Annotated in this window: 21 protein-coding genes and 2 tRNA genes; all 23 read right to left on the reverse strand. The window is 49.5% G+C overall.

Annotated elements, in window-relative coordinates:
• Positions 1 to 337: 337 nt before the first annotated feature.
• A complete protein-coding gene (lysS, locus tag KNO65_RS15085) occupies positions 338 to 1,828 on the reverse strand; it encodes a lysine--tRNA ligase (RefSeq protein ID WP_214785129.1) in 1,491 nt (496 codons plus the stop codon).
• 148 nt (positions 1,829 to 1,976) lie between these two features.
• Positions 1,977 to 2,915, reverse strand: a complete 939-nt coding sequence (dusB, locus tag KNO65_RS15090; RefSeq protein ID WP_371815185.1) for a tRNA dihydrouridine synthase DusB — start codon at positions 2,913 to 2,915, stop codon at positions 1,977 to 1,979.
• A 70-nt stretch (positions 2,916 to 2,985) separates the two neighbouring features.
• Entirely contained in the window at positions 2,986 to 3,483 is a 498-nt protein-coding gene (folK, locus tag KNO65_RS15095) for a 2-amino-4-hydroxy-6-hydroxymethyldihydropteridine diphosphokinase (protein WP_214732095.1), read from the reverse strand.
• Entirely contained in the window at positions 3,480 to 3,845 is a 366-nt protein-coding gene (gene folB / locus KNO65_RS15100; protein ID WP_074035333.1) for a dihydroneopterin aldolase, read from the reverse strand. Before folB ends, folK begins: the two co-directional genes overlap by 4 nt.
• Complete coding sequence (gene folP, locus KNO65_RS15105) at positions 3,838 to 4,623, reverse strand: dihydropteroate synthase (protein WP_214785131.1); 786 nt, start codon at positions 4,621 to 4,623, stop codon at positions 3,838 to 3,840. Before folP ends, folB begins: the two co-directional genes overlap by 8 nt.
• Before the next feature lie 11 nt (positions 4,624 to 4,634).
• Positions 4,635 to 5,453, reverse strand: a complete 819-nt coding sequence (locus KNO65_RS15110; RefSeq protein ID WP_159563164.1) for an aminotransferase class IV — start codon at positions 5,451 to 5,453, stop codon at positions 4,635 to 4,637.
• On the reverse strand, positions 5,437 to 6,021 hold the full coding sequence (gene pabA, locus KNO65_RS15115) for an aminodeoxychorismate/anthranilate synthase component II (RefSeq protein WP_159563165.1): 585 nt from the start codon (positions 6,019 to 6,021) through the stop codon (positions 5,437 to 5,439). Before pabA ends, KNO65_RS15110 begins: the two co-directional genes overlap by 17 nt.
• Positions 6,018 to 7,397, reverse strand: a complete 1,380-nt coding sequence (locus KNO65_RS15120; protein WP_353047439.1) for an anthranilate synthase component I family protein — start codon at positions 7,395 to 7,397, stop codon at positions 6,018 to 6,020. The genes pabA and KNO65_RS15120 overlap by 4 nt, the downstream gene beginning before the upstream one ends.
• 94 nt (positions 7,398 to 7,491) lie before the next feature.
• The gene (gene cysK, locus KNO65_RS15125) at positions 7,492 to 8,445 is read right to left on the reverse strand and encodes a cysteine synthase A (protein ID WP_012727717.1); all 954 of its coding nucleotides are present in this window, start codon (positions 8,443 to 8,445) and stop codon (positions 7,492 to 7,494) included.
• A gap of 84 nt (positions 8,446 to 8,529) precedes the next feature.
• On the reverse strand, positions 8,530 to 9,459 hold the full coding sequence (gene hslO / locus KNO65_RS15130; RefSeq protein ID WP_285800708.1) for an Hsp33 family molecular chaperone HslO: 930 nt from the start codon (positions 9,457 to 9,459) through the stop codon (positions 8,530 to 8,532).
• A 19-nt stretch (positions 9,460 to 9,478) separates the two neighbouring features.
• Entirely contained in the window at positions 9,479 to 10,243 is a 765-nt protein-coding gene (locus KNO65_RS15135) for a type III pantothenate kinase (protein ID WP_214785133.1), read from the reverse strand.
• A gap of 94 nt (positions 10,244 to 10,337) precedes the next feature.
• Positions 10,338 to 12,362 carry an ATP-dependent zinc metalloprotease FtsH gene (gene ftsH, locus KNO65_RS15140; protein WP_012727720.1) on the reverse strand — a complete coding sequence of 675 codons (2,025 nt, stop codon included), beginning with the start codon at positions 12,360 to 12,362 and terminating at the stop codon, positions 10,338 to 10,340.
• A 105-nt stretch (positions 12,363 to 12,467) separates the two neighbouring features.
• The gene (gene hpt / locus KNO65_RS15145; RefSeq protein WP_012727721.1) at positions 12,468 to 13,013 is read right to left on the reverse strand and encodes a hypoxanthine phosphoribosyltransferase; all 546 of its coding nucleotides are present in this window, start codon (positions 13,011 to 13,013) and stop codon (positions 12,468 to 12,470) included.
• A 35-nt stretch (positions 13,014 to 13,048) separates the two neighbouring features.
• A complete protein-coding gene (gene tilS / locus KNO65_RS15150; RefSeq protein ID WP_214785135.1) occupies positions 13,049 to 14,275 on the reverse strand; it encodes a tRNA lysidine(34) synthetase TilS in 1,227 nt (408 codons plus the stop codon).
• A 68-nt stretch (positions 14,276 to 14,343) separates the two neighbouring features.
• Positions 14,344 to 14,415, reverse strand: a tRNA-Glu gene (locus KNO65_RS15155).
• Positions 14,416 to 14,424: 9 nt separating this feature from the next.
• Positions 14,425 to 14,501, reverse strand: a tRNA-Met gene (locus tag KNO65_RS15160).
• A 142-nt stretch (positions 14,502 to 14,643) separates the two neighbouring features.
• A complete protein-coding gene (locus KNO65_RS15165; protein WP_214785137.1) occupies positions 14,644 to 17,256 on the reverse strand; it encodes a YhgE/Pip domain-containing protein in 2,613 nt (870 codons plus the stop codon).
• Between the two features lie 203 nt (positions 17,257 to 17,459).
• Positions 17,460 to 17,972 carry a S1 domain-containing RNA-binding protein gene (locus KNO65_RS15170; protein WP_012727724.1) on the reverse strand — a complete coding sequence of 171 codons (513 nt, stop codon included), beginning with the start codon at positions 17,970 to 17,972 and terminating at the stop codon, positions 17,460 to 17,462.
• A 74-nt stretch (positions 17,973 to 18,046) separates the two neighbouring features.
• Positions 18,047 to 18,421, reverse strand: a complete 375-nt coding sequence (locus tag KNO65_RS15175; RefSeq protein ID WP_012727725.1) for an FtsB family cell division protein — start codon at positions 18,419 to 18,421, stop codon at positions 18,047 to 18,049.
• A gap of 42 nt (positions 18,422 to 18,463) precedes the next feature.
• Entirely contained in the window at positions 18,464 to 18,736 is a 273-nt protein-coding gene (locus KNO65_RS15180) for an RNA-binding S4 domain-containing protein (protein ID WP_012727726.1), read from the reverse strand.
• Complete coding sequence (yabN, locus tag KNO65_RS15185) at positions 18,733 to 20,148, reverse strand: bifunctional methyltransferase/pyrophosphohydrolase YabN (RefSeq protein WP_214785139.1); 1,416 nt, start codon at positions 20,146 to 20,148, stop codon at positions 18,733 to 18,735. The genes KNO65_RS15180 and yabN overlap by 4 nt, the downstream gene beginning before the upstream one ends.
• Before the next feature lies 1 nt (position 20,149).
• Positions 20,150 to 21,697, reverse strand: a complete 1,548-nt coding sequence (locus tag KNO65_RS15190; RefSeq protein WP_214785141.1) for a polysaccharide biosynthesis protein — start codon at positions 21,695 to 21,697, stop codon at positions 20,150 to 20,152.
• On the reverse strand, positions 21,681 to 25,208 hold the full coding sequence (mfd, locus tag KNO65_RS15195) for a transcription-repair coupling factor (RefSeq protein ID WP_214785143.1): 3,528 nt from the start codon (positions 25,206 to 25,208) through the stop codon (positions 21,681 to 21,683). The genes KNO65_RS15190 and mfd overlap by 17 nt, the downstream gene beginning before the upstream one ends.
• Between the last annotated feature and the right edge of the window lie 30 nt (positions 25,209 to 25,238).

Genomic DNA, 25,238 nt, shown 5'->3' on the forward strand with positions numbered 1-25,238 from the left:
GACGAAGCTTGCGCTTCATTCAAAAATTGTAAAACTTATTTTTGCCTCATCGTTCAGTTTTCAAAGTTCGTCTGCCGCTCTTGGCGACTCCTAAAATAATACAAGTCATCGACACAGTTGTCAACCACTTTTTTATTTCTTTTCCGCTGCCATCAGCGGCAACGTTTATTACTTTACCGTACACCTCTCATTAACGCAAGGGGTTTTGTAAAAGTTTTTTTAAAAAAGTTTTATATCTTTAGTATCCCTTCTGTTTAACGGCATACCTATGCGTTTCGAGGCTATCAAAAATAAAGAAGCCGAATCATACTCACGTATGATCCGACCACTTAATTGATTATTGTTGATGACGCATCGTTGGGAAAAGAAGAACGTCACGGATTGAAGGCGCGTTCGTCAATAACATGACGAGACGGTCAATCCCGATTCCAAGCCCACCCGTTGGCGGCATACCATATTCAAGCGCTTCAAGGAAATCGTTATCGAGTTCGTGCGCCTCATCGTTCCCCGCTTCTTTTTCAAGCAACTGTGCTTCAAAGCGTTCACGTTGATCGATTGGGTCATTCAACTCCGTGAAGGCATTCGCATGTTCACGACGAACAATGAATAGCTCGAAACGATCCGTGAAGCGTGGATCTGTTTCATTCTTCTTCGCCAATGGTGATACTTCAACCGGATGTCCTGTGACAAATGTCGGTTGAAGCAATGTTTCTTCTACTTTCTGCTCGAAGAATTCATTCACGATATGACCAAACGTCATATGACCTTGTACTTCTACACCGTGTTCTTTTGCAAGTGCTCGTGCTTCTTCATCGGACATTTGTTGCCAGAAGTCTACACCTGTCTCTTCTTTAACAAGGTCGACCATATGTGCACGTTTCCAACCGATGCCAAGATGGATCGTATCTTCACCATACTGCACATCTGTTGTACCGAGCACTTCTTTCGCTACGTGCGCAACCAATTCTTCCGTCAAATCCATGATGTCGTTGTAATCTGCATAGGCTTCATACAATTCGATCATCGTGAATTCAGGGTTGTGACGTGTAGAAATCCCTTCGTTACGGAATACACGCCCGATTTCGTACACGCGCTCGAGTCCACCAACAATCAAGCGTTTCAAGTGAAGTTCGATGGCAATACGCATGTAGAGTTCCATATCTAACGCATTATGATGCGTTAAGAACGGACGTGCCGCTGCTCCACCCGCAATCGTGTGTAACATCGGTGTTTCCACTTCTAAATATCCTTTTTGGTTTAAGAAGTTGCGAATCTCAGAAATGATGCGGCTACGCAAAATGAATGTCTGACGCGAGTCCTGGTTTGTAATCAAATCAAGATAGCGTTGGCGATAGCGCTGTTCCACATCTTTTAATCCATGATATTTGTCCGGAAGCGGCCGAAGCGCCTTCGTCAATAATTCAAACTCTTCCACGTGAATCGAAAGCTCACCAACGTTCGTTTTAAAGAGCTTCCCTTTTACACCGACGATGTCACCGAGGTCTGAAGACTTGAATAAGTCAAACGGCTCATCCCCGACATCATTTTTACGAACGTAAATTTGAATTTGACCTGTCACATCTTGAATGTGGGCAAAGAAAACCTTCCCTTTCCCACGTTTCGTCATGATGCGTCCAGCCAATGTGACTTCTACATCTTGTTCAGCCAAAGCCTCTTTTTCAATTGATTCATACTGCTCATGTAATTCACCTGCGTGTGCAGAACGATCAAAGCGGTGACCGAACGGGTCGAGACCGCGCTCACGCATATCGGTCATCTTCTCAAAACGAACCTGCATTTGATCATTCATTTCTAACTCGTGGCTCACTATTCCATTCACTCCTCTATCCATATTGGGTTTCTCTCTAACAAAAAACTGTCGACCCGATGGCCAACAGCACAGCCGAAGCCGTTCATTCGTTGTGGTGCACTTTTTCGCCAAACAAGCTTACCATAAATTAGTTCTTTTCACTAGTTCACACTTCTGACAGTTGTCGTTCGAGTTGGTCCACAAATCCATAAAGGACCGCCGCGAACGCTTCGCGCGATTCCGTTTCGTTGATTTGCTTACGAATCGGACCACTACCTTTTAATCCTTTCAAATACCAGGCCGCGTGTTGACGCATTTCGCGTACGGCTGTTAATTCACCTTTGATTGCACTCAACCGGTCGAGATGAAGCATGCAGATGTCGATTTTCTCACGCGCCTCTGGTTCCGGCGGGAGCTCCCCTGTTTCAAGGTACTGGACCGTTTGATAGAGCATCCACGGATTCCCGAGTGCCGCACGTCCAATCATGACGGCATCCACACCATACTGTTCGATCACACGTTTCGCATCCTGCGGGGTCGCGATATCCCCGTTCCCGATAATCGGGACGGTCGCTACTTTCTTTGCCTCGCCAATCCAATCCCAATTCGCGGTTCCTTCATATTGTTGGGCACGAGTACGTCCATGAATGGCAATCGCTGCCGCCCCACCCGTCTGAGCCGCCTTCACATTATCCAAAATAAAGATATGCTCGTCATCCCAACCGAGTCGCATCTTCACCGTAACCGGTTTTTCGACGACATTCGTGACGGCATTCACCATCTCGTACACTTTATCCGGGTCGAGTAACCACTTCGCCCCTGCATCACACTTCGTCACTTTCGGTACGGGACAACCCATGTTGATATCAATAATATCCGCATTGGTGTTTTGATCGACGTACTGTGCCGCTCTGACGAGTGTATCTTTCGAACCGCCGAAGATTTGTAAACTGAGCGGTTTCTCTCGTTCATCAACGTATAGCATGCGCATCGTCCGTGCATTCTCGAGCAAGATGCCTTTATCACTGACCATTTCGGCACAGACGAGTCCCGCTCCGAACTCTTTTGCAATCAAACGAAAAGCAGGGTTGGTCACGCCGGCCATCGGCGCGAGGACTGCACGGTTTTTAATCTCTATGTTTCCAATCTTAAAGCCTGTCAAGACAACACATCCTTCATTTCACCAAATTCGTAAGCAACTGTAACCGGACGACATCTTGGCGGTCCGTCATTGGTAACCCTTCGAGCCAGGAGGCGACCGTCCGTCCTCGAACGACGAGTTCTGGCACGATCTCCGCTAACGGGGCAAGAACAAATGCACGTTCCTGCATGCGTGGATGCGGAACCGTTAAGTGTTCTGATTGTATATCTTCCCCATTATAAAAGAGGATGTCAAGGTCGATGGTACGCGGTCCGTTCTTAAATAGACGTTCCCGCCCTAATCGTTGTTCGATCTGTTGAAGCGTGTTGAGCAATTCGTCCGAGGATTGGCGACTCTCGACTTCGACCACCATATTAAAAAACGAAGGTTGCTCTGTATATCCGACAGGAGCCGTCTCATAGACCGACGACTGTTTCGTGACGTGGAGACCTGTTCGCTCCATCTCATCGATTGCCGCAGACAACTGTCTAGCCCGATCTCCGATATTGGCGCCTAATGCAATATAAATCATGACGTCCGTCCCCTTGTCATCTCGATTGCTACTGAATCATAGTGTCCCGGGATGGGTGGGTCCGGTTTAATTACTTTAACCGTCACACGTTGAATCAACTCACTATGCGCCAACACGGCAGTCGTGATGCGTTCTCCGAGTGTTTCTAACAAATTGACCGGTTCTCCCGTCACAATATCTTCCGTCAACTGATACAAGCCGGCATAGCTGACCCCATTGTTTAAGTCATCCGAACGTCCCGCAGGCGCGAGGTCCAGTTCACACATTAAATCCACGTGAAACCGTTGACCGAGACGGTTTTCTTCTTCAAACACCCCATGATAACCGTAAAAACGCATCCCGTTCACAAATACTTTATCCATGTCTATACCCTCCAATCATCGCATCCATCATCTTCGCCGCACGGGCGTTCGCTTTGACGTCGTGCACACGCACCCAATCGCACCCTTTCATGATTCCAAGACACGTTGTCGCTATCGTTCCTTCGAGACGCTCCTCTGTTGGTAAATCGAGCGTATGACCGATAAACGACTTACGCGACGTGCCGAGCAGAACCGGATACCCAAGACGTGTGATCACGTCAAGATGATTCATGAGTTCGAGGTTTTGCGTCACGTCTTTCGCAAATCCGATGCCCGGATCTAGCCAAATGTGCTCATCCTTTACGCCCGCTGCATGCGCAATCTCGATTGATTCCTGTAGATCGCTGACCACATCTTCAATGAAATGACGATAGTCCCGGTCTGTTCGGTTGTGCATGAGAATGATGGGAACCCCACATTCGAAAGCGACACGTGCCATCGAGCGGTCTCCCCATTTCGAACCCCATACGTCATTGATAATCGTCGCACCGGCCTCGATTGCCGCTCTCGCCACCATCGGCTTATACGTATCAATCGAAATCGGAACATCGATTTCTTTTGTCAGTCGACGGATGATCGGGACGACACGTTCAATCTCTTCTTCTTCGGAAACAAGTACCGCGCCAGGTCTCGTTGATTCTCCACCGACATCAATCGCATCGGCACCTTCTTGTACGAGTTGTTTCGCATGTCGTACAGCCTCCTCGATTGCCGTATACCGTCCCCCATCCGAAAACGAGTCCGGGGTCACATTTAAAATACCCATGACCTTCGTCATGCTTCCGCCTCCTAACCAATTGAGCGAACGAGTTTCGCCCACACTTCGTTAAATCGTACCCCGTCTTTACCGGGGTATCTCAGATTTCCATAATGCGTCACCGGAGCGACTTGTTGGATTGAATTCGTCATCCAAATCTCTTTCGCTGCAGTCAATTCTTCAAATGTCACGGGTTGTTCGATTACAGAGAAATGTTTCATCACCCATTGTCGTGTCACACCTGCGAGTGCTCCGCTCGATAGCGGAGTCGTGTATAACATATCATCTGGACCGACCCAAAAGATGTTCGACACGAGCCCTTCCACCACATGTCCATGTTCGTCCGCAAATAGTCCTTCAGCGCCTTGGTCTTGTAAGGTCCGTTTTCCAAGGATATTGTTCATATAATGATGTGACTTTAATCGAAAAGCCGCTTCAGGACGACTTCTCGGAAACGGGATCGGTTCGACCCGTTTCTCCTGTGGTACAACTTCTGAGGATAGCGGTTTGACGATCATGGTGACGTTCGGTGTCTCATAACGACCCGCGTAGAGACCGAGGGGCGCAACTCCTGCCGACACGTTCAAGCGGATATAAAGGTCGGGTGCATCGTTTTGACGGCACAGTTGCTGAATCGCCGTCCCGATTTCTTCCTTCGTGTATGGAAAATCGATCCACAGCTCATCGAGACTCTTCATCAAGCGCTCCCAGTGGGCATCGAACAGGAAAGGAACGAATTCATATGTACGGAACGTCTCAAACAAGCCCATTCCATACAAGAAGCCGTGATCTTCAACCGGAATCAACACCTTCTCTCGTTCGACTAACTCTCCGTTATGCCAATACCACATGACGATACTCCTCGATAAAGTTTCGAATCATTTCCTTCCCGTGCTCAGTCAAAATCGCTTCAGGGTGATATTGCACCCCTTCGATCGGAAGCGTTCGGTGACGGAGTGCCATGATTTCTCCAGTCTCCGTCTCTGCAGTGACCACTAGACATTCTGGTAGAGACGAACGCTCCACGGCCAACGAATGATAACGGGTCACGACCGACTGTTGCGGAATCTTCTTGAAAATCGATTTTCCGTCATGTTGAATCTTCGACGTTTTTCCATGCATGAGCCGCTCCGCATGGACGACTTCTCCGCCGAACGCTTGCGCAATCGCCTGATGTCCGAGGCAAACCCCTAAAATCGGGATACGACCTGCAAACGCTTGGATTGCCTCGACGCTAATTCCCGCCTCATTCGGAGTGCAAGGTCCCGGCGAAATGACAAGATAACTCGGGGCAAGCGCCTCGATCTCTTGAATCGTGACTTCATCGTTTCGATACACGACCAGTTCTTGACCGAGTTCACCGAAATATTGTACCAAGTTATACGTAAATGAGTCATAGTTGTCGATTAATACAATCATGTCGTTTCCTCCGTCATGTGTTTCGCCGCCCATAGCGCCTTCGCTTTGGACAGGGATTCTTCATATTCCGAGACCGGATCCGAATCGATCACGATACCTGCTCCCGCTTGAACGTATGCGATTCCGTCTTTTACGACCATCGTTCGAATCGTGATATTGAAGACAAGGTCGTCATTCCAACTTAACCATCCATATGAACCGGTGTAGAGTCCCCGGCGAACTGGTTCGAGTTCTTCGATAATTTCCATCGTCCGAATTTTCGGGGCGCCGGTGATGGTGCCGCCTGGGAACATCGCTGCCAGCGCTTCGGCTCCTGATACTTCATCCCGAATCGTACCCCGTACGTTCGAGACGATATGTTGTACGTGTGAATATTTCTCAATCACCATCAATTCATCAACATGAACGCTACCATATGCCGCCACCTTGCCAAGGTCGTTCCGTTCGAGGTCGACGAGCATGACGTGTTCTGCTCGCTCTTTCTCGTTTTCAAGCAACGTGTTCGCCAACTCTAGGTCTTCCACATCATCTTTCCCACGTGGACGCGTACCCGCGATTGGGCGTGTCGAAATGTCGGTTCCATGTTTTTCAAGCAACAACTCTGGTGAAGCGGAGACCATCGTCAAAGCGTCGTCCACGAAATATCCCATATAAGGAGATGGATTCATTTGTCGCAACGTATCATATACACGACGCGGGTCAGCGAGAAGTGGTTCAGACTGCCGAACGCTCAAGTTCACTTGGAACACGTCCCCTTCTACGATATAGGACTGAATCCGTTTGACCGCTTCAACAAACTCTTCCTGAGACATGGAACGCGATCGTTCTATCGGTGACTGCCCTGTCGGCTTGAACGCGTAATGCGACTCGACGTTCCACATGGCCGCCAATCGGTCCGCCTTACGTTCTGCACCGTCCTCCGCCGTCACCATCAAGTACAGGGTCGAATCCACTTCATCGAACACCGCCACCTCATCAAACAGAAGAAACGAGACGTCTGGTGTCGACAAATCATCCTCCGCTTGCTGAGGGAGACGTTCAATCGTCCGGGCCACATCATAACTGACATACCCGATCATGCCACCAAAGAAAGGAGGAGCCCCTTCCGGACGCTCGGCCTCAAATCGCTTCCGTACCTCACTGACGAGCTCAAGCGGCTTTCCGTATAGTGTTTCTGTCGTATCGCCCACTTGCAAGAGTCCGACACCGTCTTTTACATGAAAGCGACCGAACGGCTCGATTCCCGCAATCGTATACCGTCCCGCTCTCCCACTCTCTAACCATGCATGATACGGTTGATCCGCCGTCAACGTCATGTATGCCTCATACACCTTCTCTTTCGTCATCCGCTTTGTTCTGAACGCAGTCGATCTCACATGTCATTCCTCCGTCTATTCATTCATGCCTTTTATTGTACACAAGAAAAGGCAGCAATCGAAAGAGAATGTCTCTCGATTACTGCCTGAAATGTTATACGCGACTCTCGTTTGACTCTTCATCAAACTGATAGAGCGGCGTGCTCAAGTAACGTTCACCGTTTGATGGGATAATCGCCAATACATTTTTCCCTTTACCAAGGCGTTTCGCTGTATCAAGTGCTGCCGCAATCGCAGCTCCTGAAGAGATACCACCGAGGACACCGTTCGTACGTGCCGCCTGACGAGCGTATTCGAACGCTTGCTCTGTCGTGATTTGAAGAACCCCTTCATAAATCTCCGTGTCGAGGATGGATGGAACGAATCCAGCCCCAATCCCTTGAATCTTATGAGGTCCCGGTTTCCCGCCTGATAAGACAGGTGAATCGACCGGTTCAACGGCGAGAATTTTTACGTCCGGGTACTTCGCCTTCACGACTTTACCTGCGCCGGTGATGGTACCGCCCGTCCCGACTCCGGCAATCAAAGCGTCGACTGAAAGTCCTGATTCTTCAAACGCCTCTACAATCTCAGGTCCCGTCGTCATTTCATGGACGTTCGGGTTAGCTGCGTTATTGAATTGTTGCGGGAGGAAGTAGCCATGTTTCTCTGCTTCTTCAGTAGCGCGACGAATCGCTCCACCCATCCCTTCAGGTCCTGGTGTCAAAATCAATTCGGCCCCGTATCCACGAAGGAGGTTTCGGCGTTCCATGCTCATCGTTTCAGGCATGACGAGAATGGCTTTATATCCTTTTGCGGCACTGACCATCGCGAGACCGATGCCCGTGTTTCCGCTAGTTGGCTCGATGATTGTATCACCTGGCTTCAAGATGCCGTCTTTTTCAGCCGCTTCGATCATGGCGAGGGCGATCCGGTCTTTGACGCTTGATCCCGGGTTCATATATTCGAGCTTCAGATACACGTTGGCATCCTCTGGTCCAGTCATTCCGTTCAATTTCACAATCGGAGTCTTTCCAATCAAGTCTGTTACTGAGTTTACGATACGCATTGCATTTCCTCCTTCATAATTCCGACTATTCCGATATTGTTATCATACCCTATCGAATTGAAAATATGCAATTTGGAACGTTGCTTACGCCTGCGCCTGAACTTTCATCGTCTCTAACTGTTCCGCTGAGAAATGATACTTTTCGCCACAGAAATGACATACGGCTTCGGCTCCACCATCTTCTTCAATCATCTGACGAATCTCTTCTTTTCCGAGACCGATAATGGCGCTTTCCATTCGTTCACGGCTGCATGTGCAGTTGAACTGGATCGGGTTCGTGTCGAGGACATCAAGGCTATCGCCAAGGAGTAATTGAAGCATTTCTTCTGGCGTTTTTTCTTCACCAATCAAAACAGATACGGGTGGGAACGTCTGAAGTGCTTTTTCGAGCGCTTGTACCGTCTCTTCAGAAGCGTTCGGGAGCAGCTGGACGATGATTCCGCCTGCCGCAAGAATCGATTCATCTTCCGGTAAGACGAGGACACCCGCTCCGACGACTGACGGCACTTGCTCAGATGTCGCGAAATAGTACGTGAAGTCTTCACTGATTTCGCCCGTTTGAATCTCTGAAGAACCACCGACATAGTCTTTCAAGCCTAAGTCTTTAATGACAGAGATGGTCCCTTTCCCGACGGCTTCGCCGACTTTCAATTTCGTCATTCCTTGTTCGTTGACGAATGTGCCGCCATCGACACGCGGGTATGACACATATCCACGAACATCTCCTGCTGTATCTGCGTCCACGATGATTTTCCCGATTGGACCATCACCTTCTACTTTAAGCGTGACACGCGCTGCACCTTTTTGCATCGCTCCAATCATCGAACCGATCGTCATCGTCCGTCCGAGGGCAGCTGAAGCAACCGGTGTCGTTTGATGACGAAGTTGCGTCTCATATACCGTTTTTGTCGTGCGTGCGGCAAAGGCACGAACCTCTCCGTTAAAACCGAGGGCACGAACGAGATAGTCATCCTTCATCTGGTCGAGTAATGCTGGTTGTTCTGTATGAATCATATGATGTAACTCCTTTAGTTTACTTTTGATTGCGCTCGTAAATGAGACGGAGGCCTTCGAGTGTCAGGAACGAATCCACATGGTCAATCGTCTCTGCATGTTCACTGATCAATCGTGCCAGCCCTCCCGTTGCAATGACAGTCGCTTCACCGACTTCACGCTTCATCCGGTTCACGATACCGTCCACTTGGGCCACATATCCATAATATGTCCCTGATTGCATCGCTTGAATCGTATTCTTCCCAATGACTGTCGGTGGAGTCGCCAATTCAATCCGAGGTAGTTTCGCGGCACGCTGATAGAGTGCCTCCACTGAGATCATGATACCTGGTGAGATGATTCCGCCATGGTAACGACGTTTCTCATCGATGTAACAATACGTGGTTGCCGTTCCAAAATCAACAATTATGAGCGGACCGTCATACTTGGCGATTCCAGCCACCGCGTTAACGATTCGGTCGGCCCCGACTTCGCGAGGATTCTCGACGTGAATGTCCAACCCTGTCTTCACACCTGGTCCCACAACGATTGGACGTACATTGAAGTATCGTTGCGACATTTGTTCAAGTGGGAAAATAACAGGAGGTACGACAGAAGATAAGATCACTCCCTCGACCTGGTCGAACGAGACGTTCGAATGATCGAATAGCGATTTCACCAGCATGCCGTACTCGTCGGTCGTTTTTGTACGATCCGTTGAGATGCGCCAATGGTTTACGAGATGATCTCCATCGTACATCCCGAGAACAATATTTGTATTTCCAACATCAATCACTAAAATCATGATATAGTTCCTCACTTTGTTGTCAATTGCAGTTCGCTCGAATTATAACACGAAAAAAGACGAATGCCTCGTCAAGGGCATTCGTCTTTTTTCATTAACGTGATTCGTTATTCGGACGTTCTGTCGGTGTCGCTTCTGGCTTATCGCCTTCAGGTACGACATCCGGCTGGCTGTCTTGGACAACTTCAGGTTGATCGACGACTTGACCGTGTTGAACGGCTGCATCATCTTTCTTCGCTGCGTCATCCGCATCCGTCGATCCATCCACGTCCTCTTCCGGCTCATGCGGAAGATACTCGCGTGTCTTGATCAAATGACGAATCTGTTTCGAGTCGAGCGTCTCGACATCAAGCAGCGTCTTTGCAACGAGTTCGAGATCTTCGCGACGATCTGTCAAAATCTGCTTCGCTTTCGCGTAACAGCGATTGATGATGTCTCGAATCTCCAAATCGATTTCTTGCGCAATCGCATCCGAGTAGTTCTGCTCGGTCTGGAAATCGCGACCAAGGAAGACTTGTCCGCCATGGTTTGAACCGAGCTGGAGCGGTCCGAGTTTATCGCTCATCCCGTAATCCATGACCATCTTACGTGCGATACCAGTAGCGCGCTGGAAGTCATTGCTCGCTCCGGTCGACACTTCTCCAAAGATGACATCTTCGGCGACGCGACCACCAAGAAGACCAACAATCTTGTCTTCGAGTTCAGGTTTTGTCATGAAGTAACGATCTTCTTTCGGAAGCATGACGACATATCCGCCCGCGTTTCCGCGTGGAACGATTGTCACTTTGTGTACTTCATCCGCATTCTCAAGCTCGAGACCGATGATTGTGTGACCTGCTTCGTGATATGCAACAATGTTGCGCTCTTTTTCAGAGATGATGCGACTCTTCTTCGAAGGACCTGCGATAACACGGTCAATCGCTTCTTCCACATCGACAACTGAAACAGCTGTACGGTTCGAACGTGCCGCAACGAGTGCCGCTTCGTTCAAGAGGTTCTCTAAGTCTGCCCCAGAGAAACCAGGCGTACGTTGTGCAATCGACTTCAAGTCCACCGTCGAATCGAGTGGCTTGTTACGTGCATGGACTTTCAATACTTCTTCGCGACCTTTGACATCCGGACGATCGACCGTAATTTGACGGTCAAAACGACCTGGACGAAGGAGGGCCGGGTCAAGGATATCTGGACGGTTTGTCGCCGCAACCATGATGATTCCTTCGTTATCACTGAATCCATCCATCTCAACAAGAAGTTGGTTCAGTGTTTGTTCACGCTCATCGTGTCCACCACCGAGACCGGCACCACGCTGGCGACCGACCGCATCAATTTCATCGATGAAGATGATACATGGCGCATTCTTTTTCGCGTTTTCGAACAAGTCACGAACACGTGACGCCCCGACCCCGACAAACATCTCAACGAAGTCCGAACCTGAGATCGAGAAGAACGGAACACCGGCTTCACCGGCTACCGCACGAGCCAAGAGTGTTTTACCTGTCCCTGGAGGACCTACGAGTAAGACCCCTTTTGGAATACGTGCGCCGAGTTTCGAGAATTTGCGAGGATCTTTCAAGAATTCAACGACTTCGATGAGTTCTTGCTTCTCTTCGTCCGCCCCAGCCACATCTTTGAATGTGACGCGACGTTTCTCTTGGTCGTATAGTTTCGCCTTCGATTTCCCGAAGTTCATCACACGACCACCACCGCCACCACCTTGCGCTTGGTTCAACAAGAAGAAGAACAAGATGAAGATGATAATGAATGGTAAAATCGCGAAGACGATGCTGAACCAGCTACTGTTGGATTCAGCCTCCTCGATTTGAATATCCGTATTCGCTCGAAGCTGCGTTAATACATCCGCATATTCCGCTTCGTTCGCTGGAATGTTTGTTTCATAACGTTGGTCTTCATCTCCTGTAAGATCGCCTGTAATCGAGATAGCCCCCGGGATTTCTTGTACGGTTGCCGTCTCAATCCGATCATCTTCCACATATTCTAGGAATTTCGAATACGAGAGCGTTTCACTCTGACTATTCGGATTCTGCAAATATTGAAGGAACAAGATCAAGGCTAGGAAAATCACACCAAAAACCAATGTGTTTTTCACTGCACGATTCATTCTCTGCCTCCTATTCCGAGAAACGATGTTCTCGCCCATTCAGTATATGCCTATACTTTGGGGATTTCCTTTATCTTACCACGTCACATTTTCAAAAGAAAAACGTTAGCCCCCGTAAACGCTCGGTTTGAGCACACCGACATAAGGAAGGTTACGATATTTCTCTTCATAATCAAGACCGTAGCCGACAACGAATTCGTGTGGAATCACGAAACCGCTATAGTCTGCTGATAAACCATTTTTACGGCCAGTCGGCTTATCGAGAAGCGTGACAATCTTCACAGACTTCGCTTTACGGTATTTAAGAAGATCGACGAGGTAACCAAGCGTCAATCCACTATCAATAATATCTTCTACAATCAAGATGTCGCGTCCTTCTACAGATGTATTTAAATCTTTCTCGATTTTCACTTCACCTGTCGAAGAAGTTCCTCCATGATACGTCGACACATCCATGAAATCCATCTCTAAATGGATATCCATTTCTTTGACGAGGTCCGACATGAATGGCATCGCGCCTTTCAATACACATACGAGAAGCGGGAACTCTTCTTTATAGTCTTCGCTCAATGTTCCAGCGAGTTCTTTCACCTTTTCTTGAATCTCTTCACGTGAGATTAAAATTTTCTCCATATCGTTCATTAATGACATCTTGAAATCCTCCTCTTTCTGTTTCGACACAATCATCATTTTACCATTAATCGTAGGCAAATCGCATCCGACTTGTCTAGAAATTCTGAAACTCTTACCCCAACAATCGCGAGAATTCGTCCCGAGGCGTCCTCAAGCAACGGGAGCGTCGGTCGAATGGTTCGCTCAACCTTTTCATCGATTAGGATGCGGGATACTTTTTTTGTCCCCACGTTCAACTGCATTCGATCTCCAGGTGCGAGCGAACGAATTGTCAGCGGATAAGTGATTTCCTTTAGCGGAATACCTTCTCGTCCTTCTTCGATGTACAACGAAACCGTACGCTTTCCAAATTGAACGACGGCCGGTAACGACTCGACCTGAACGGGGTGAAGTGATGCTTCTGTCGAACGTTGTACAAGATTAAGTACCCTCTTCTGCTTCATCATGAACCACTCACCTGACAGGTGATAGGTTCCGGTGTCCTTTTGACTCATGCTTAACTTTTCGACCGCCTCACCGACCTCTACCCCATAGCGACGGGACAGCAAGCGAGCGACCGTATACCGCTCAAGTGAGGATAAGCGATTAAACTCATCAAGTTTCACATGAAACGCTTTCATTTCAAGATCCACATTTTCTTCAATCCATCGCCCACATGACTGGTAACGCATGTCCCATTCAGCGTATGCCTGTTTCGCCGTATCGTATACATCGTCAACGACTGTCGGCCACAGTTGTTTCAGCCTCGGGATGATTTCGTGACGGATCCGATTCCGTAAATAGGTCACTTCCTGATTGGTGGCATCTTCCCTCCAGGCAAGTTCGTTTTTCCGAGCATACTCGATGAGTTGCACCTTTGTTTCTCTTAATAAAGGACGGATCAACGTCCCACGCCCGAACGTTCTTCTCTCGGGAATTCCTTTCACTTCGATTACGTTTCGGTGAAGTTGAATGAGCACCGTCTCCAACACATCATCCGCATGATGAGCCGTGGCCAGTGTATCGTATCCATGTTCATTCATAACGTCTTCAAAAAAGCGGTAGCGGGCCTTACGGTAATGCGCCTGTGATGCTCCTTCTTGAAAATGGAGACGCGTCCCATGAAACGCGACTTGGTAGGATACCGCTACGTGTGCGACGAACGTGTACTCTTCATCTGATGCTTCTCGTAAACCGTGATGGACGTGCGCCACCGCCACATCCCATCCTTGCTTGACGAGACGGTCCAATAAGACAATGGAATCGACTCCACCCGACACAGCGACGAGTACCTTTTTCATGAATTCCCTCCTTGATATAACAAAAGAAGCCATCTCGATTGAGATGGCTTCTTTACGCTTAGGTTAAGTGACCCGTACGGGATTCGAACCCGTGTTACCGCCGTGAAAGGGCGGTGTCTTAACCGCTTGACCAACGGGCCTAAATAAAATGGTAGCGGCGGAGGGAGTCGAACCCACGACCTCACGGGTATGAACCGTACGCTCTAGCCAGCTGAGCTACACCGCCATGTTATTGTTTTGTCCTAAGCACATTTTCTATAATAACCAGTCACCATTCGAGTGTCAATTCTTTTTTTATATTTTTTTAAGAAAAAAATCGTGTATAGTGTCGTCTTAACCACTATACACGATTTTGTATCGTATTTACATCATGCTTCTGATGCGACTTGACGATATTTTTTCTTCCATACGATCCGGAAGTACGCCCATAGTAATGCAAAACATCCGGCAGCCACAAACACTAAATAGGTTGTCGCCGTCTGCAAGTACTGCGCACCATCTGCCGATAAAATTTCTTTATATCCGGCAACCGTATACGTCATTGGAAGCAAGGCATTGAATGGTTGTAATGCTCTTGGAATCAATTCAAGCGGGAACGTCCCGGCTGACGTCGTCAATTGTAAAATCAACAAGACGATCGCCACGAAACGTCCAGGGTTTCCGAGTGTTGTCACGAGCAACTGTACGATAAAGAGGAACGTGATGCTCGTCAACCAGCTGAAACCGAAGAATTTCAATGGTTCGCTCACTTCAAGACCGAGCAGTTGCACCATAGCCACATCGAGAATCAAGGCTTGCAAGAATCCGATGACCATGAGGACACCAGATTTCGACAATACCCACGATAGACTACGTTTCGGGCGCCCTGCTGGATCGTATAATGGATAAACGATCGAGAGAAGGAGTGCCCCAACGAAAAGTCCGAGTGACATAAAGTACGGAGCAAATCCAGTACCGTAGTTTGGCACCTCGTGAATCGAGTTGTCGACGAGCGACACTGGACCGGCCATCATCTCGACGTTGTCATCTGTTAGACCGATGTCTGCGTCTTTCGCACCTTTTACCAAGGCGTCACGAAGTTCATCGCTACCTGATGCGAGCTCTTTCATTCCGTCAGCGAGTTCACCGCTACCGTCTGAAAGTTCTTCTCCACCATTCGCGAGCTGATTCGCGCCATCCGTTAGCTTGCTCGTTCCGGCTCCGGCACCCTTCGCACCTTCGGCCAGTTCACGGCTTCCTGACTGCAACTTTTGACCACCGTCCGCTAATTGATTCGCACCATTCACTAATTCATTCGTACCGGTGCTTGCGCTCTTCGCTCCATCCGCAAGCTTTTCGCTACCCTCAGACAACTGTCCAGTCGCGTCTACAAGCTTGTCACTTCCAGCGGCGAGCTCAGTTGTCCCATCTTGAAGTTGTGTCGCGCCTTGATTGAGCTTCGCACTCGCTGACACAAGTTCTTGGGAACGATCGGCCGCCGTTTGCGTACCTTGCTCGATTTGACTTGAACCACTTGCCAATGCGTTCGCACCTTCGGCCAATTTCGTTTGACCGGTACTCAATTCAGAAAGTCCAGTCGATAGTTTGTCTGCACCTGTACCTGCCTGATCAAGACCTGCGCCAAGTGCGACCTGTCCTTCTTTCACTTTTGTCGCGCCAGCGGATAGTTGATCAAACCCGGCCACCGTCTCTTGCTTCCCTTCGCTCAGTTGTGCCGCAATGGCTTGAAGCATTTCAGGTGATGCCGATTGACCCGACTCAGCGAGCGCTGTCAATTGTCTAATCAACTCATCTTGTTTCGCAGTCAATTCAGACTTCATTTGTCCGATTCCATTGACCACGTCTGTTTGACCCGCAACAAGTGCCGCGTTTCCGTCCTTCGCCTGAGTCAACGCTCCTGAGAGTTTTGTGGCACCATCCTGTAATGCAGATGCCCCCTCTTTCGAGCGCTCGATGCCGGCAGCAAGGTCTTGAACACCTTGGTTCAACGTCTTCGCACCTGTGTGCAGCTCATCTAGTTTAGATGCGAACGCTCCTGTTCCGTCAACGAGTTGGCTCGTCCCGCCTTGTAAGGCAGAAGCGCCCTCGCTGACACGATGGACCCCGTCCGAAAGTGAGGCTGAGCCCTCGTATACTTGTTGACTGCCATCCGCGAGTGCAGATGAGCCATCGGCCAATTGCGAAACACCATCACGTAATTGACTTGCTCCATTCGCCAGTTCCCGTTGTTTCGAAGCGAGAAGCTTCGTCCCATCCGCGAGTTCTGATGAACCATCGGCCAACTGAGTCATCCCATCGTTTAATTGGCTTGCTCCATCCGCGAGCTCACGTTGTTTCGAAGCGAGAAGCTTCGTCCCGTCCGCCAACTTGACGGCACCGTCTTTTGCTGACGTTGAGCCGTCCGCAAGTGTCGCTGCACCATCTGCGGCTTCACCAAGTCCGTCTGCCACATCATTCAATCCGTCTTTCAACGCACTGACATACTGTTTCGAGACTTCGGTCGACAGTTCCGCTTTGACTTGTTCCATCGCGGAACCACCGATTTGTGCGGCTAAGAAGTTATACGATTCATTTGCGATATACTTCAGTTCGAGTTGCTCCGGATGTTCATCTAAAGCAGTCGTCGCTTTTTCTGAAAAGTCTTTTGGAATCTCAATCGCCATGTAGTAGTCATGGTCTTTCAGTCCAGATTCCGCTTCTTTCTTCGTCGTTTCGACGAACTTGAACGCCTCCGAATCCAGCAGCTTATCAATGAGGTCATCTCCAATCGCAAGCGACTCTCCTTCAAACGTTGCCCCTTTGTCTTCATTGACGATGGCGACCGGCAAATCTTTCATCTGTCCATACGGATCCCAAAAAGCCCATAAGAACATACCGGCGTACATTAACGGTACGAGTGCGACCGCAAGAATCGGAACCAACACACGTGGGTTCTTGAAGATACTTCGCCACTCCGCCGTCCACAGTTTCCATCCATTCATTTTTTCTCTCCACCTTCACTTATAAAACATAACTATTTTTTCATGTTCCCTATTTTGCTCCCTTCCTCGAAAAAAAGCAACTCTTTTAGTTATTTTTTATAAATTTTTTAAACAGAAAAAAAGCCATGAACGAAAATGTTCATGGCTCGTCTCATTATAAGACCTCTATGGTTACGAGTAGAAGCTAATTGGTATACGAAGGATTACCCGCGCTTGGCTCCGCGTCCACCGCGTTTTGAGTCTGTTTGACGTTTCAACGTCGAAAGACGCTCGTCGCTATCTTTCAAGAACTTACTCATCAATGTATCGAATGTTTCTGGTTCACGACGCTGTTCACGACGACCGCCACCACGTGGGCCGCCACCGCGTGGACCGCCGCCACCGCGTGGACCACCTTGACCTGGGCCGCCTGGACGTGGGCCACGAGAGAAACGCTCACCAGCTGGACGCTCAGGACGCTCAGGACGTTCGCTTACAGGACGGTCGACTGCTTTCTTGATGGACAACCCGATTTTCCCATCATTTTCGACGTTCAACACTTTTACCGTGACTTCTTGACCGACAGTCAACACTTCGTTAATGTCTTTGACGTAAGAGTCTGCCACTTCACTGATGTGTACTAATCCTGTCTTGCCATTTGGGAGCTCGACGAACGCTCCGAAATGCGTAATCCCTGTAACCTTACCTTGTACCTTGCTTCCTACTTCAATTGACATAAAATAATGTACTCCTTTTTTGATTGATTCTTCCTAATTATACGAGTCGTTTCCCTAACGGTCAACGAACCGACTTATTCCTCTGGGGAGAAGTAGAAAATAATCTCGCCATCTTTAGAGAAAAGCAGTTCGTTTCGTGCTAAGTTCGCGATATAATCCTCATCCTGTAACCGTTCCACTTGCTCTTTCAACTCATCCTGTTCGGCCTGCTGTTCACGCAACTCCACTTTCGCTTGTGCGTAAGCTTGTTGCTGGTCCGATACATACCCTACTTTCGAGAAGTAACTCTGTCCAATCAACACCATGACAAATAAAAACAGGAGAGAGGCTGCCGCCAAACGACGTCGAAGATGAACTCGTCGGCGATGTGTATCTTTTTCTAGCTGTTCTCTACGCTCATCTAGCGCTCGAATGCGTCGTTGTCGATCCATCGGATTACGTCCGTTCATCGCCTCATCCCCCTCCTCTTAATACATTAAGTATACTTTTTTTTATGAGTTGATACTACCGTCCATCTTCTCTTCTTTAAGTAAACGATACATTTCTTTCGCATCTTCTTTACGTGCATGTTCTGCGATTGAATCGATGACGACCGTGACGAGTTTGTTTCCGAAGCGAATTTGTAGCTCATCTCCGACTTTGACTTCTGTGCTCGCCTTCGCGACTTGCCCATTCAGTTGAATTCGTCCTTGGTCCGCCACTTCTTTTGCCAACGTGCGACGCTTGATTAGACGTGACACTTTTAAAAACTTATCTAGTCTCATAAACCTTTCTCCTTTGCCTCGTTCCAAAGCGCATCCATCTGTTCGAGTGTCATCTGGTGAAGGTCACCGTTCGCTTCCACATACTCGAATCGACGTTTGAACTTTCGGTTTGTCTGTTCTAATGCTTGCTCGGCATTCAGCCCAACGTATCGCGCGATGTTCACGATGGAGAACAATACGTCCCCAAGTTCCGATTCATCACTTAGGTCTTCATGCCATTCTTTTAACTCTTCTTCCAGTTTTTCGAAGGCACCGGATACGTCATCCCACTCAAATCCGACGTGAGCCGCTTTCTTTTGAAGTTGCTCCGCTCGCATCAATGAAGGTTGGTCGACGAGAACACCATCGAGTTGCGATTGTTTCTTTTCCCCTTTTTCCGTCTGTTTAATCGCATTCCAGTTTTTCACCACGTCAGAGGCATCTTCGACGGTGACATCGCCAAAGACGTGCGGATGGCGGCGTACCATCTTCTCACTGATAGAACCGATTACGTCACGAATATCGAAATAACCCTCATCTTCTCCGATTTGAGCATGCAACATAACTTGAAGCAAGACGTCACCGAGTTCTTCGATGATGGCATCATCGTCTTCTGCATTGATCGCTTCAATCAACTCATACGCCTCTTCTAATAGATACTTGCGAAGTGACGTATGCGTCTGTTTACGATCCCACGGGCACCCGTCTGGTCCTCGAAGCGTTGCGATGATTTGTTTGAGTGTCGCAAAATCCTTCGCCAAATACGATTCATCCTCGAGCGGCGGAACGTAGAGCGTCGTCAAGTTGTTCACTTCCGCCATCCGGTCCATTTCGAATAACGGGATGTGCGCAATCCGCTCTTCTGTCGTACCAGCAGCCGTCACAAGGGTGACGGGATGGTCATCCGGATACCGTTCCATCAATTGCACTTTGACGTCACCCGCCACGAATCCATCGTACACTTGCCCGATGAGCACATGTTGAGTCACCTGCAAACGTTCAAGGTCGAGCGCAGTCGCATCAAGCAGTTGAAATCCATTGATTGGATCGATCCGGAGTGCCTGGAACATGGCATCGAGGAAGCTCTGTCCACCGAGCACATGAAGATCGGCTCCCCGTTCCACCAATAGTTCGACGGTCCGTTCCGCTACGAACGGGTGGCCCGGTACGGCGTATGTGATCGCCATTTCTTCACTTTTACTCAACAACGTCTCGACAATCTGGTCGTATACTTCTTCAAACGTATCACTCGATTCATAGACCGAATCAAATGATTCGAACACGAGTCCTTCCGCTTCTAACTCTTGAACGACAGGGTGTTCTTTTGTGCGCAACCAGACGAGCGGTTGCTGTTTTAAATGGCGGTACACACCGAGCGGCAATTGATTCAACTCACCAGACCCGAGTCCGACCACCGTGATTGTATAACCCATATTAGTTCTCCTTTTTCTCGAGCACGTCGAGCAGACGACTTCCGAACGGGATCAGTTCCCATTCCGCAAGTGACAGCATTCGCGTACTCCATAATCTCCATATATAGAGGACGGCACCGCTACATACCATTCCGATTAACCAACCGAACGCAGTGATTCGCGAGTCGACCCACATCTGACCTAGCCAGTTTAACACGGCAATGAGGATCAGCATGGGTACGAGGGCTTTCCATAGCGACTTATAGTGTTTCGATCGAAATGACCCGAGCGGAATCGAGCGGTCGAGCGCCCGGAAATTATAGAACGCCATCGCTAAAAATCCAATGGATGTTCCGATTGCCGCGCCTTCAATTCCGTAACTCGGGACGAGCCATGCGTTTACCGCACTTTTCACTAACATTGCGACGACCATGCTACGTGCCGCGACCCACTCTCGGTCAATCGCCTGCAAACAAGTCATGCTCGCAATCGCCAAGGAGGCAGCGAACGTGCTCGTCGCTAAGAAGACAAGGGCTCGTGTCCCAGATTCATCTTCAAACAGGGCCACATTTAAGAAAAACATGACACCCATCAATCCGATAGTCGCTGCACCAGCAATCGCCGTCGTCACACGAATCATCGACCGGAGTCCCTGCGTCGTCTTTTGCAGATGACCTGCCCGATAATGACGGACGAGCGTCGGCACATTGGCCATCCCGATGGTCGTGGTGAACAGGATGGCGAATTGCACGAGCGGATACCCTCGATCAAACACGCCTTTGCTCACTTTCGCCTCATACGTTCCGCCCATCAAATTGACGATGGTGAAGGAGTCGACCAGTTGCATCCATAAAATCCCGAGTGACGCGAATCCGACCGCGAAACCCGTCGTCAACAAGAGTTTCATCCCACTCCGAAACGTGACGCGTCGCACCCTCACAATTCGCACTCCTCGTGCGCGATAAACTAAAAAGACAATCGCAACAAGCCCACCGATGAGCGTCGCACCATACGCATATTGACTGAGCGTATAGGCATCTTTTCCGAGACGGACCCCAACCCATAAGAGGGACAGCATGACCGTCACGCGGACAAAGTTCTCGAGCACTTGCGACCATGCGCTCGGTCGTAAGTCGTCTCTCGATTGAAATGCGCCGCGCAACACGGCTGACGCCGGCATGAGTAAATAACTTAAACTGATCACACGTAGCGCAGGAGCTAACTGCTCATCTCCGAGCCACATTGCCAGGGTCGGGGCAAACAGCCATACCGTGACGACAAGCATGGACGAGAGTAGAAGCAAGGCGTAAAAGCTTCCCCATAAGACTTCTAACTTACGATTCGTCCCTTTCGCACCGACGCCGATTTTCGCAATGACGACCGGCATCGCATAAATGCCGAGTGACGCTACGATGGCCGCGAACGGATAGACGGTTTGATAGGCATAAAGCCCGAAGTCCCCCGCCAAGTTTTGATAAGGGACACGATAGGCGAAGCTGATCAGTTTCGATACGTAGCCGGCAAGGGCGAACAGAACGACGCCTTGCGCAAACTTACTTGGCGACCGCATCGCCTACCAACCGCTTCATCAGTTCTTCTAATACAGTATCGGCATCATTCAAGAGCTCTGTTAGTGGCATCCGACCGCTGAGCGATAGTTTCAAGGCGCCGTCTTCTTGCCCTACCCCAAGCTTGCGACCAAGAGGCATCGACCATTCCATGAAGGACGGGACATCCAGAGCCGTCGTTGATTCTTTCGATAAGACAATCTCGATGCGTCCTGGCGTCTGCTTGATTCGACTCACTTTTGCCAGTTCTCCATAAATACGTAGACGTGTCAATTGAATGAGCAGCGCGACCGGTTCCGGGAATTCACCAAACCGTTCAATCAGTTCATCTTGAAGGGCGAACAACGCGCTCGGCGCATCTACATATTTGAAGCGTTTGTACATCTCAATCTTCAATTCGCTATCTGACAAGTAGTCATCAGGAATATACGCATCGGCCTGGAACGTGATTTCCGGTTTGAAGACGACTTGTTTCGCTTGTCCACGCATACGGTCTTTCCGTTCCTCAATGGCTTCAGAGAGCATTTGTGAGTACAGGTCAAAACCGACCGAATCGATGAATCCAGACTGTTGTGCACCGAGTAAGTTTCCGGCTCCGCGAATCGACAAGTCGCGCATCGCAATCTTAAACCCACTGCCGAGCTCCGTGAACTCTTTGATGGCTTGAAGACGACTTTCTGCCACTTCCGTCAAGCGCTTGTCTTTCCGATACGTGAAGTACGCATAGGCGATTCGATTCGAACGTCCGACACGACCTCGGAGTTGGTAGAGCTGGGACAGCCCCATCTTGTCCGCATCGTGGACGATGAGGGTATTGACGTTTGGAATGTCGATTCCTGTCTCGATGATTGTCGTCGAGACTAAAATATCCGCCTCGCCCTCTAGGAAGCTGATCAACTGACTCTCGAGCTCACTTTCCGTCATGCGTCCATGTGCCGTTGCAATTCGTGCATCGGGCAATAAGGCCCGAATCTCTTCCGCTTTTCGTTCGATTCCTTCGACGCGGTTATAGAGGAAGAACGCCTGTCCTCCGCGAGCGAGTTCACGTTCGAGCGCTTCACGCAAGACGATGCCGTCGTATTCCATGACGTATGTTTGGACAGGATAACGATTCTCTGGCGGTGTCTCTAATACGGACAAATCACGGATTCCGATCATCGACATATGCAATGTCCGTGGAATCGGAGTCGCCGTCAGCGTCAGGACATCGATGTTCGTCTTCAGCTGCTTCAGACGCTCTTTATGTTTGACGCCGAAGCGTTGTTCTTCATCGATGATCACGAGACCTAGGTTGGCGAACGTCACGTCTTTTGACAACACGCGGTGTGTCCCGACGACGATGTCGATGGTACCTTCTTTCAACCCTTTCTTCGTCGCGGTCATCTCGCTCTTCGAACGGAAACGACTCATGACCGATACGTTAATCGGGAATTCGCTGAACCGTTCGAGCATCGTTTCATAATGCTGTTGGGCGAGAACGGTCGTCGGGACAAGGAATGCCACTTGTTTGCCGGCGAGCACGGCTTTGAACGCAGCCCGAATCGCCACTTCCGTCTTCCCGTATCCGACATCTCCACATAAAAGGCGATCCATCGGACGGGAGCGTTCCATATCCGCCTTGATTTCTGCGATCGAACGCACCTGATCTTCTGTCTCGGCGTACGGGAAAGAGGATTCGAACTGACCCATCTCTTCATCGTCCGGCGGGAACGCGAAACCGACCGAGGCCTCTCGTGCCGCGTACAATTTAATGAGCTCATCGGCAATATCTTCAACCGATTTGGCAACTTTCGATTTTACTTTCTTCCACTCGGTGCCGCCGAGTTTATAAATCTTCGGCTCTTTGCCTTCGGCCCCGACATATTTTTGGACGAGATCGATTTGGTCGACCGGCACGTAGAGGGCGTCGTCCCCTGCATAGACGAGGTGCAGGTAATCCTGATGGATCCCACCGACCTCGATTGTTTTAATGCCAAGGTACTTCCCGATTCCATGGTGTACATGGACGACATAATCATTCGGCTTCAGCTCTTGGTAACTCTTGATTCGTTCGGCATTCGTCAAATTCTTCGTCTGACGTTTTCGTTTCGTCACACGCTTGAATAACTCTTCTTCCGACACGACAACGAGACGGCTCGTCGACAGTTCGAATCCACCTTCGATTTGACCGATGATGACCGAGACACGTCTCGGTTCTAACTCTCCATCGACATTGGTGAAAGTCGAGGCGATTCCATAGTCGGAAAGAAGCGCTTCAATCTTATCTGCACGCGACTTATCTCCCGCAAGTACGACGATTCGTTGATCACCTTGCTGCCATCGCTCGACTTCCTGTTTCAATAGATGCATCTGACCATGGAACGCCGGTAGCGGACGACAGCTCAAATGGACCGTATCGCTCTCCGGAATACCCGAACGACGAGACGGAAGCAAGGAGAACGCCACTTGCTTCAAGTCGCGGAAGACTTTATGCATCGGGACGGCGAGCGTGTAATTACTGACGGCTTCTCCTTTTTCGATGAGTGAAGAGAACCATTCCGCCTCTTCGCGGTCCTGTACGTCGGCAGCGTCATCGATTCGTGCCACCTCATCTAAAATGAGGACGGCGTCTTTCCCAACGTAGTCAAGGAGCGTGGACGTATAGAGCAATGGCGAATACTTCCCAACTTTCTCCGGGAGGTCTCCACGCTCAAGCCGCTCGATGTCTGTCACGACTCCTTCTTCAAGGGCTTGACGGATGACTTCATTTCCAATCAAATCGACGGTTCGGTCGTACTGTTTCCGAAGCGCACCGCCCGCCTGCTTCAGCTGATTCTCCGTTGCGATGAACTCGGTCGCAGGCGTAATGCACACTTCCCCCACTACACCAAGCGAGCGTTGCGTTTCCGCGTCAAACGTGAAAATGGAGTCAATCTCGGTGTCGAACAAATCGATTCGATATGGGCGCGCTTCCGTAAGAGGATAAACGTCTAGAATACTCCCTCGTACGGAAAATTCACCAGGTGTGGTCACCGTTGCCGTTCGTTCGTAGCCCATGCCCGTCAATTGTTTCGCAAAATCCGCTAAATCGAGGTCACTTCCCGGCTTCAACATAACGCGACTATCTTGCCACGCTTCCGGACTCGGTACATAGCGTCGTAATCCACCAAGCGGCACGACAACAACGCCTCCTGTTTGGTCGAGGAGACGAGTACGGGCATCGATTCGGGCAGCTAGCAGTTCCGGACTAGACGTCAGTGACAGTTCACCTGCTAGCGTCTCATCGATTGGATATAAGAGCGTTTTGTCCGGACCGATGAGTGATTCAAGTTGATCGAACATCTTTTGGGCTTGATACATGTTATGCGTCACGACGACGAGACGTCTCGATGACGATTTCACGAGTCCCGCCAAGACGAGGGCTTTCGCGCTTGTCGTCAATCCCGTCACCAATTGACGGTCCACTTTTTGGAGTCGCTCTCGAATCACATTCGTTTCAGGGAGCGCCACCATAAATCTCTCTAAAGCATTCATTTGTTTTCCTCCAACTCATACGACAAAAAA

Source organism: Exiguobacterium sp. S3, from assembly GCF_018617295.1.
Classification (GTDB): domain Bacteria; phylum Bacillota; class Bacilli; order Exiguobacteriales; family Exiguobacteriaceae; genus Exiguobacterium; species Exiguobacterium profundum.

Coding starts and splice junctions, on each gene's coding strand:
- dusB (WP_371815185.1), bottom strand. CDS start 2,915: ATGGCCGGCGTGACCAACCCTGCTTTTCGTTTGATTGCAAAAGAGTTC.
- folK (WP_214732095.1), bottom strand. CDS start 3,483: ATGATTTATATTGCATTAGGCGCCAATATCGGAGATCGGGCTAGACAG.
- folB (WP_074035333.1), bottom strand. CDS start 3,845: ATGGATAAAGTATTTGTGAACGGGATGCGTTTTTACGGTTATCATGGG.
- folP (WP_214785131.1), bottom strand. CDS start 4,623: ATGACGAAGGTCATGGGTATTTTAAATGTGACCCCGGACTCGTTTTCG.
- KNO65_RS15110 (WP_159563164.1), bottom strand. CDS start 5,453: ATGTGGTATTGGCATAACGGAGAGTTAGTCGAACGAGAGAAGGTGTTG.
- pabA (WP_159563165.1), bottom strand. CDS start 6,021: ATGATTGTATTAATCGACAACTATGACTCATTTACGTATAACTTGGTA.
- cysK (WP_012727717.1), bottom strand. CDS start 8,445: ATGCGTATCGTAAACTCAGTAACAGACTTGATTGGAAAGACTCCGATT.
- hslO (WP_285800708.1), bottom strand. CDS start 9,459: ATGATTCATACAGAACAACCAGCATTACTCGACCAGATGAAGGATGAC.
- KNO65_RS15135 (WP_214785133.1), bottom strand. CDS start 10,243: ATGATTTTAGTGATTGATGTTGGAAATACAAATATTGTTCTCGGGATG.
- ftsH (WP_012727720.1), bottom strand. CDS start 12,362: ATGAATCGTGCAGTGAAAAACACATTGGTTTTTGGTGTGATTTTCCTA.
- hpt (WP_012727721.1), bottom strand. CDS start 13,013: ATGTCATTAATGAACGATATGGAGAAAATTTTAATCTCACGTGAAGAG.
- tilS (WP_214785135.1), bottom strand. CDS start 14,275: ATGAAAAAGGTACTCGTCGCTGTGTCGGGTGGAGTCGATTCCATTGTC.
- KNO65_RS15165 (WP_214785137.1), bottom strand. CDS start 17,256: ATGAATGGATGGAAACTGTGGACGGCGGAGTGGCGAAGTATCTTCAAG.
- KNO65_RS15170 (WP_012727724.1), bottom strand. CDS start 17,972: ATGTCAATTGAAGTAGGAAGCAAGGTACAAGGTAAGGTTACAGGGATT.
- KNO65_RS15175 (WP_012727725.1), bottom strand. CDS start 18,421: ATGAACGGACGTAATCCGATGGATCGACAACGACGCATTCGAGCGCTA.
- KNO65_RS15180 (WP_012727726.1), bottom strand. CDS start 18,736: ATGAGACTAGATAAGTTTTTAAAAGTGTCACGTCTAATCAAGCGTCGC.
- yabN (WP_214785139.1), bottom strand. CDS start 20,148: ATGGGTTATACAATCACGGTGGTCGGACTCGGGTCTGGTGAGTTGAAT.
- KNO65_RS15190 (WP_214785141.1), bottom strand. CDS start 21,697: ATGCGGTCGCCAAGTAAGTTTGCGCAAGGCGTCGTTCTGTTCGCCCTT.
- mfd (WP_214785143.1), bottom strand. CDS start 25,208: ATGAATGCTTTAGAGAGATTTATGGTGGCGCTCCCTGAAACGAATGTG.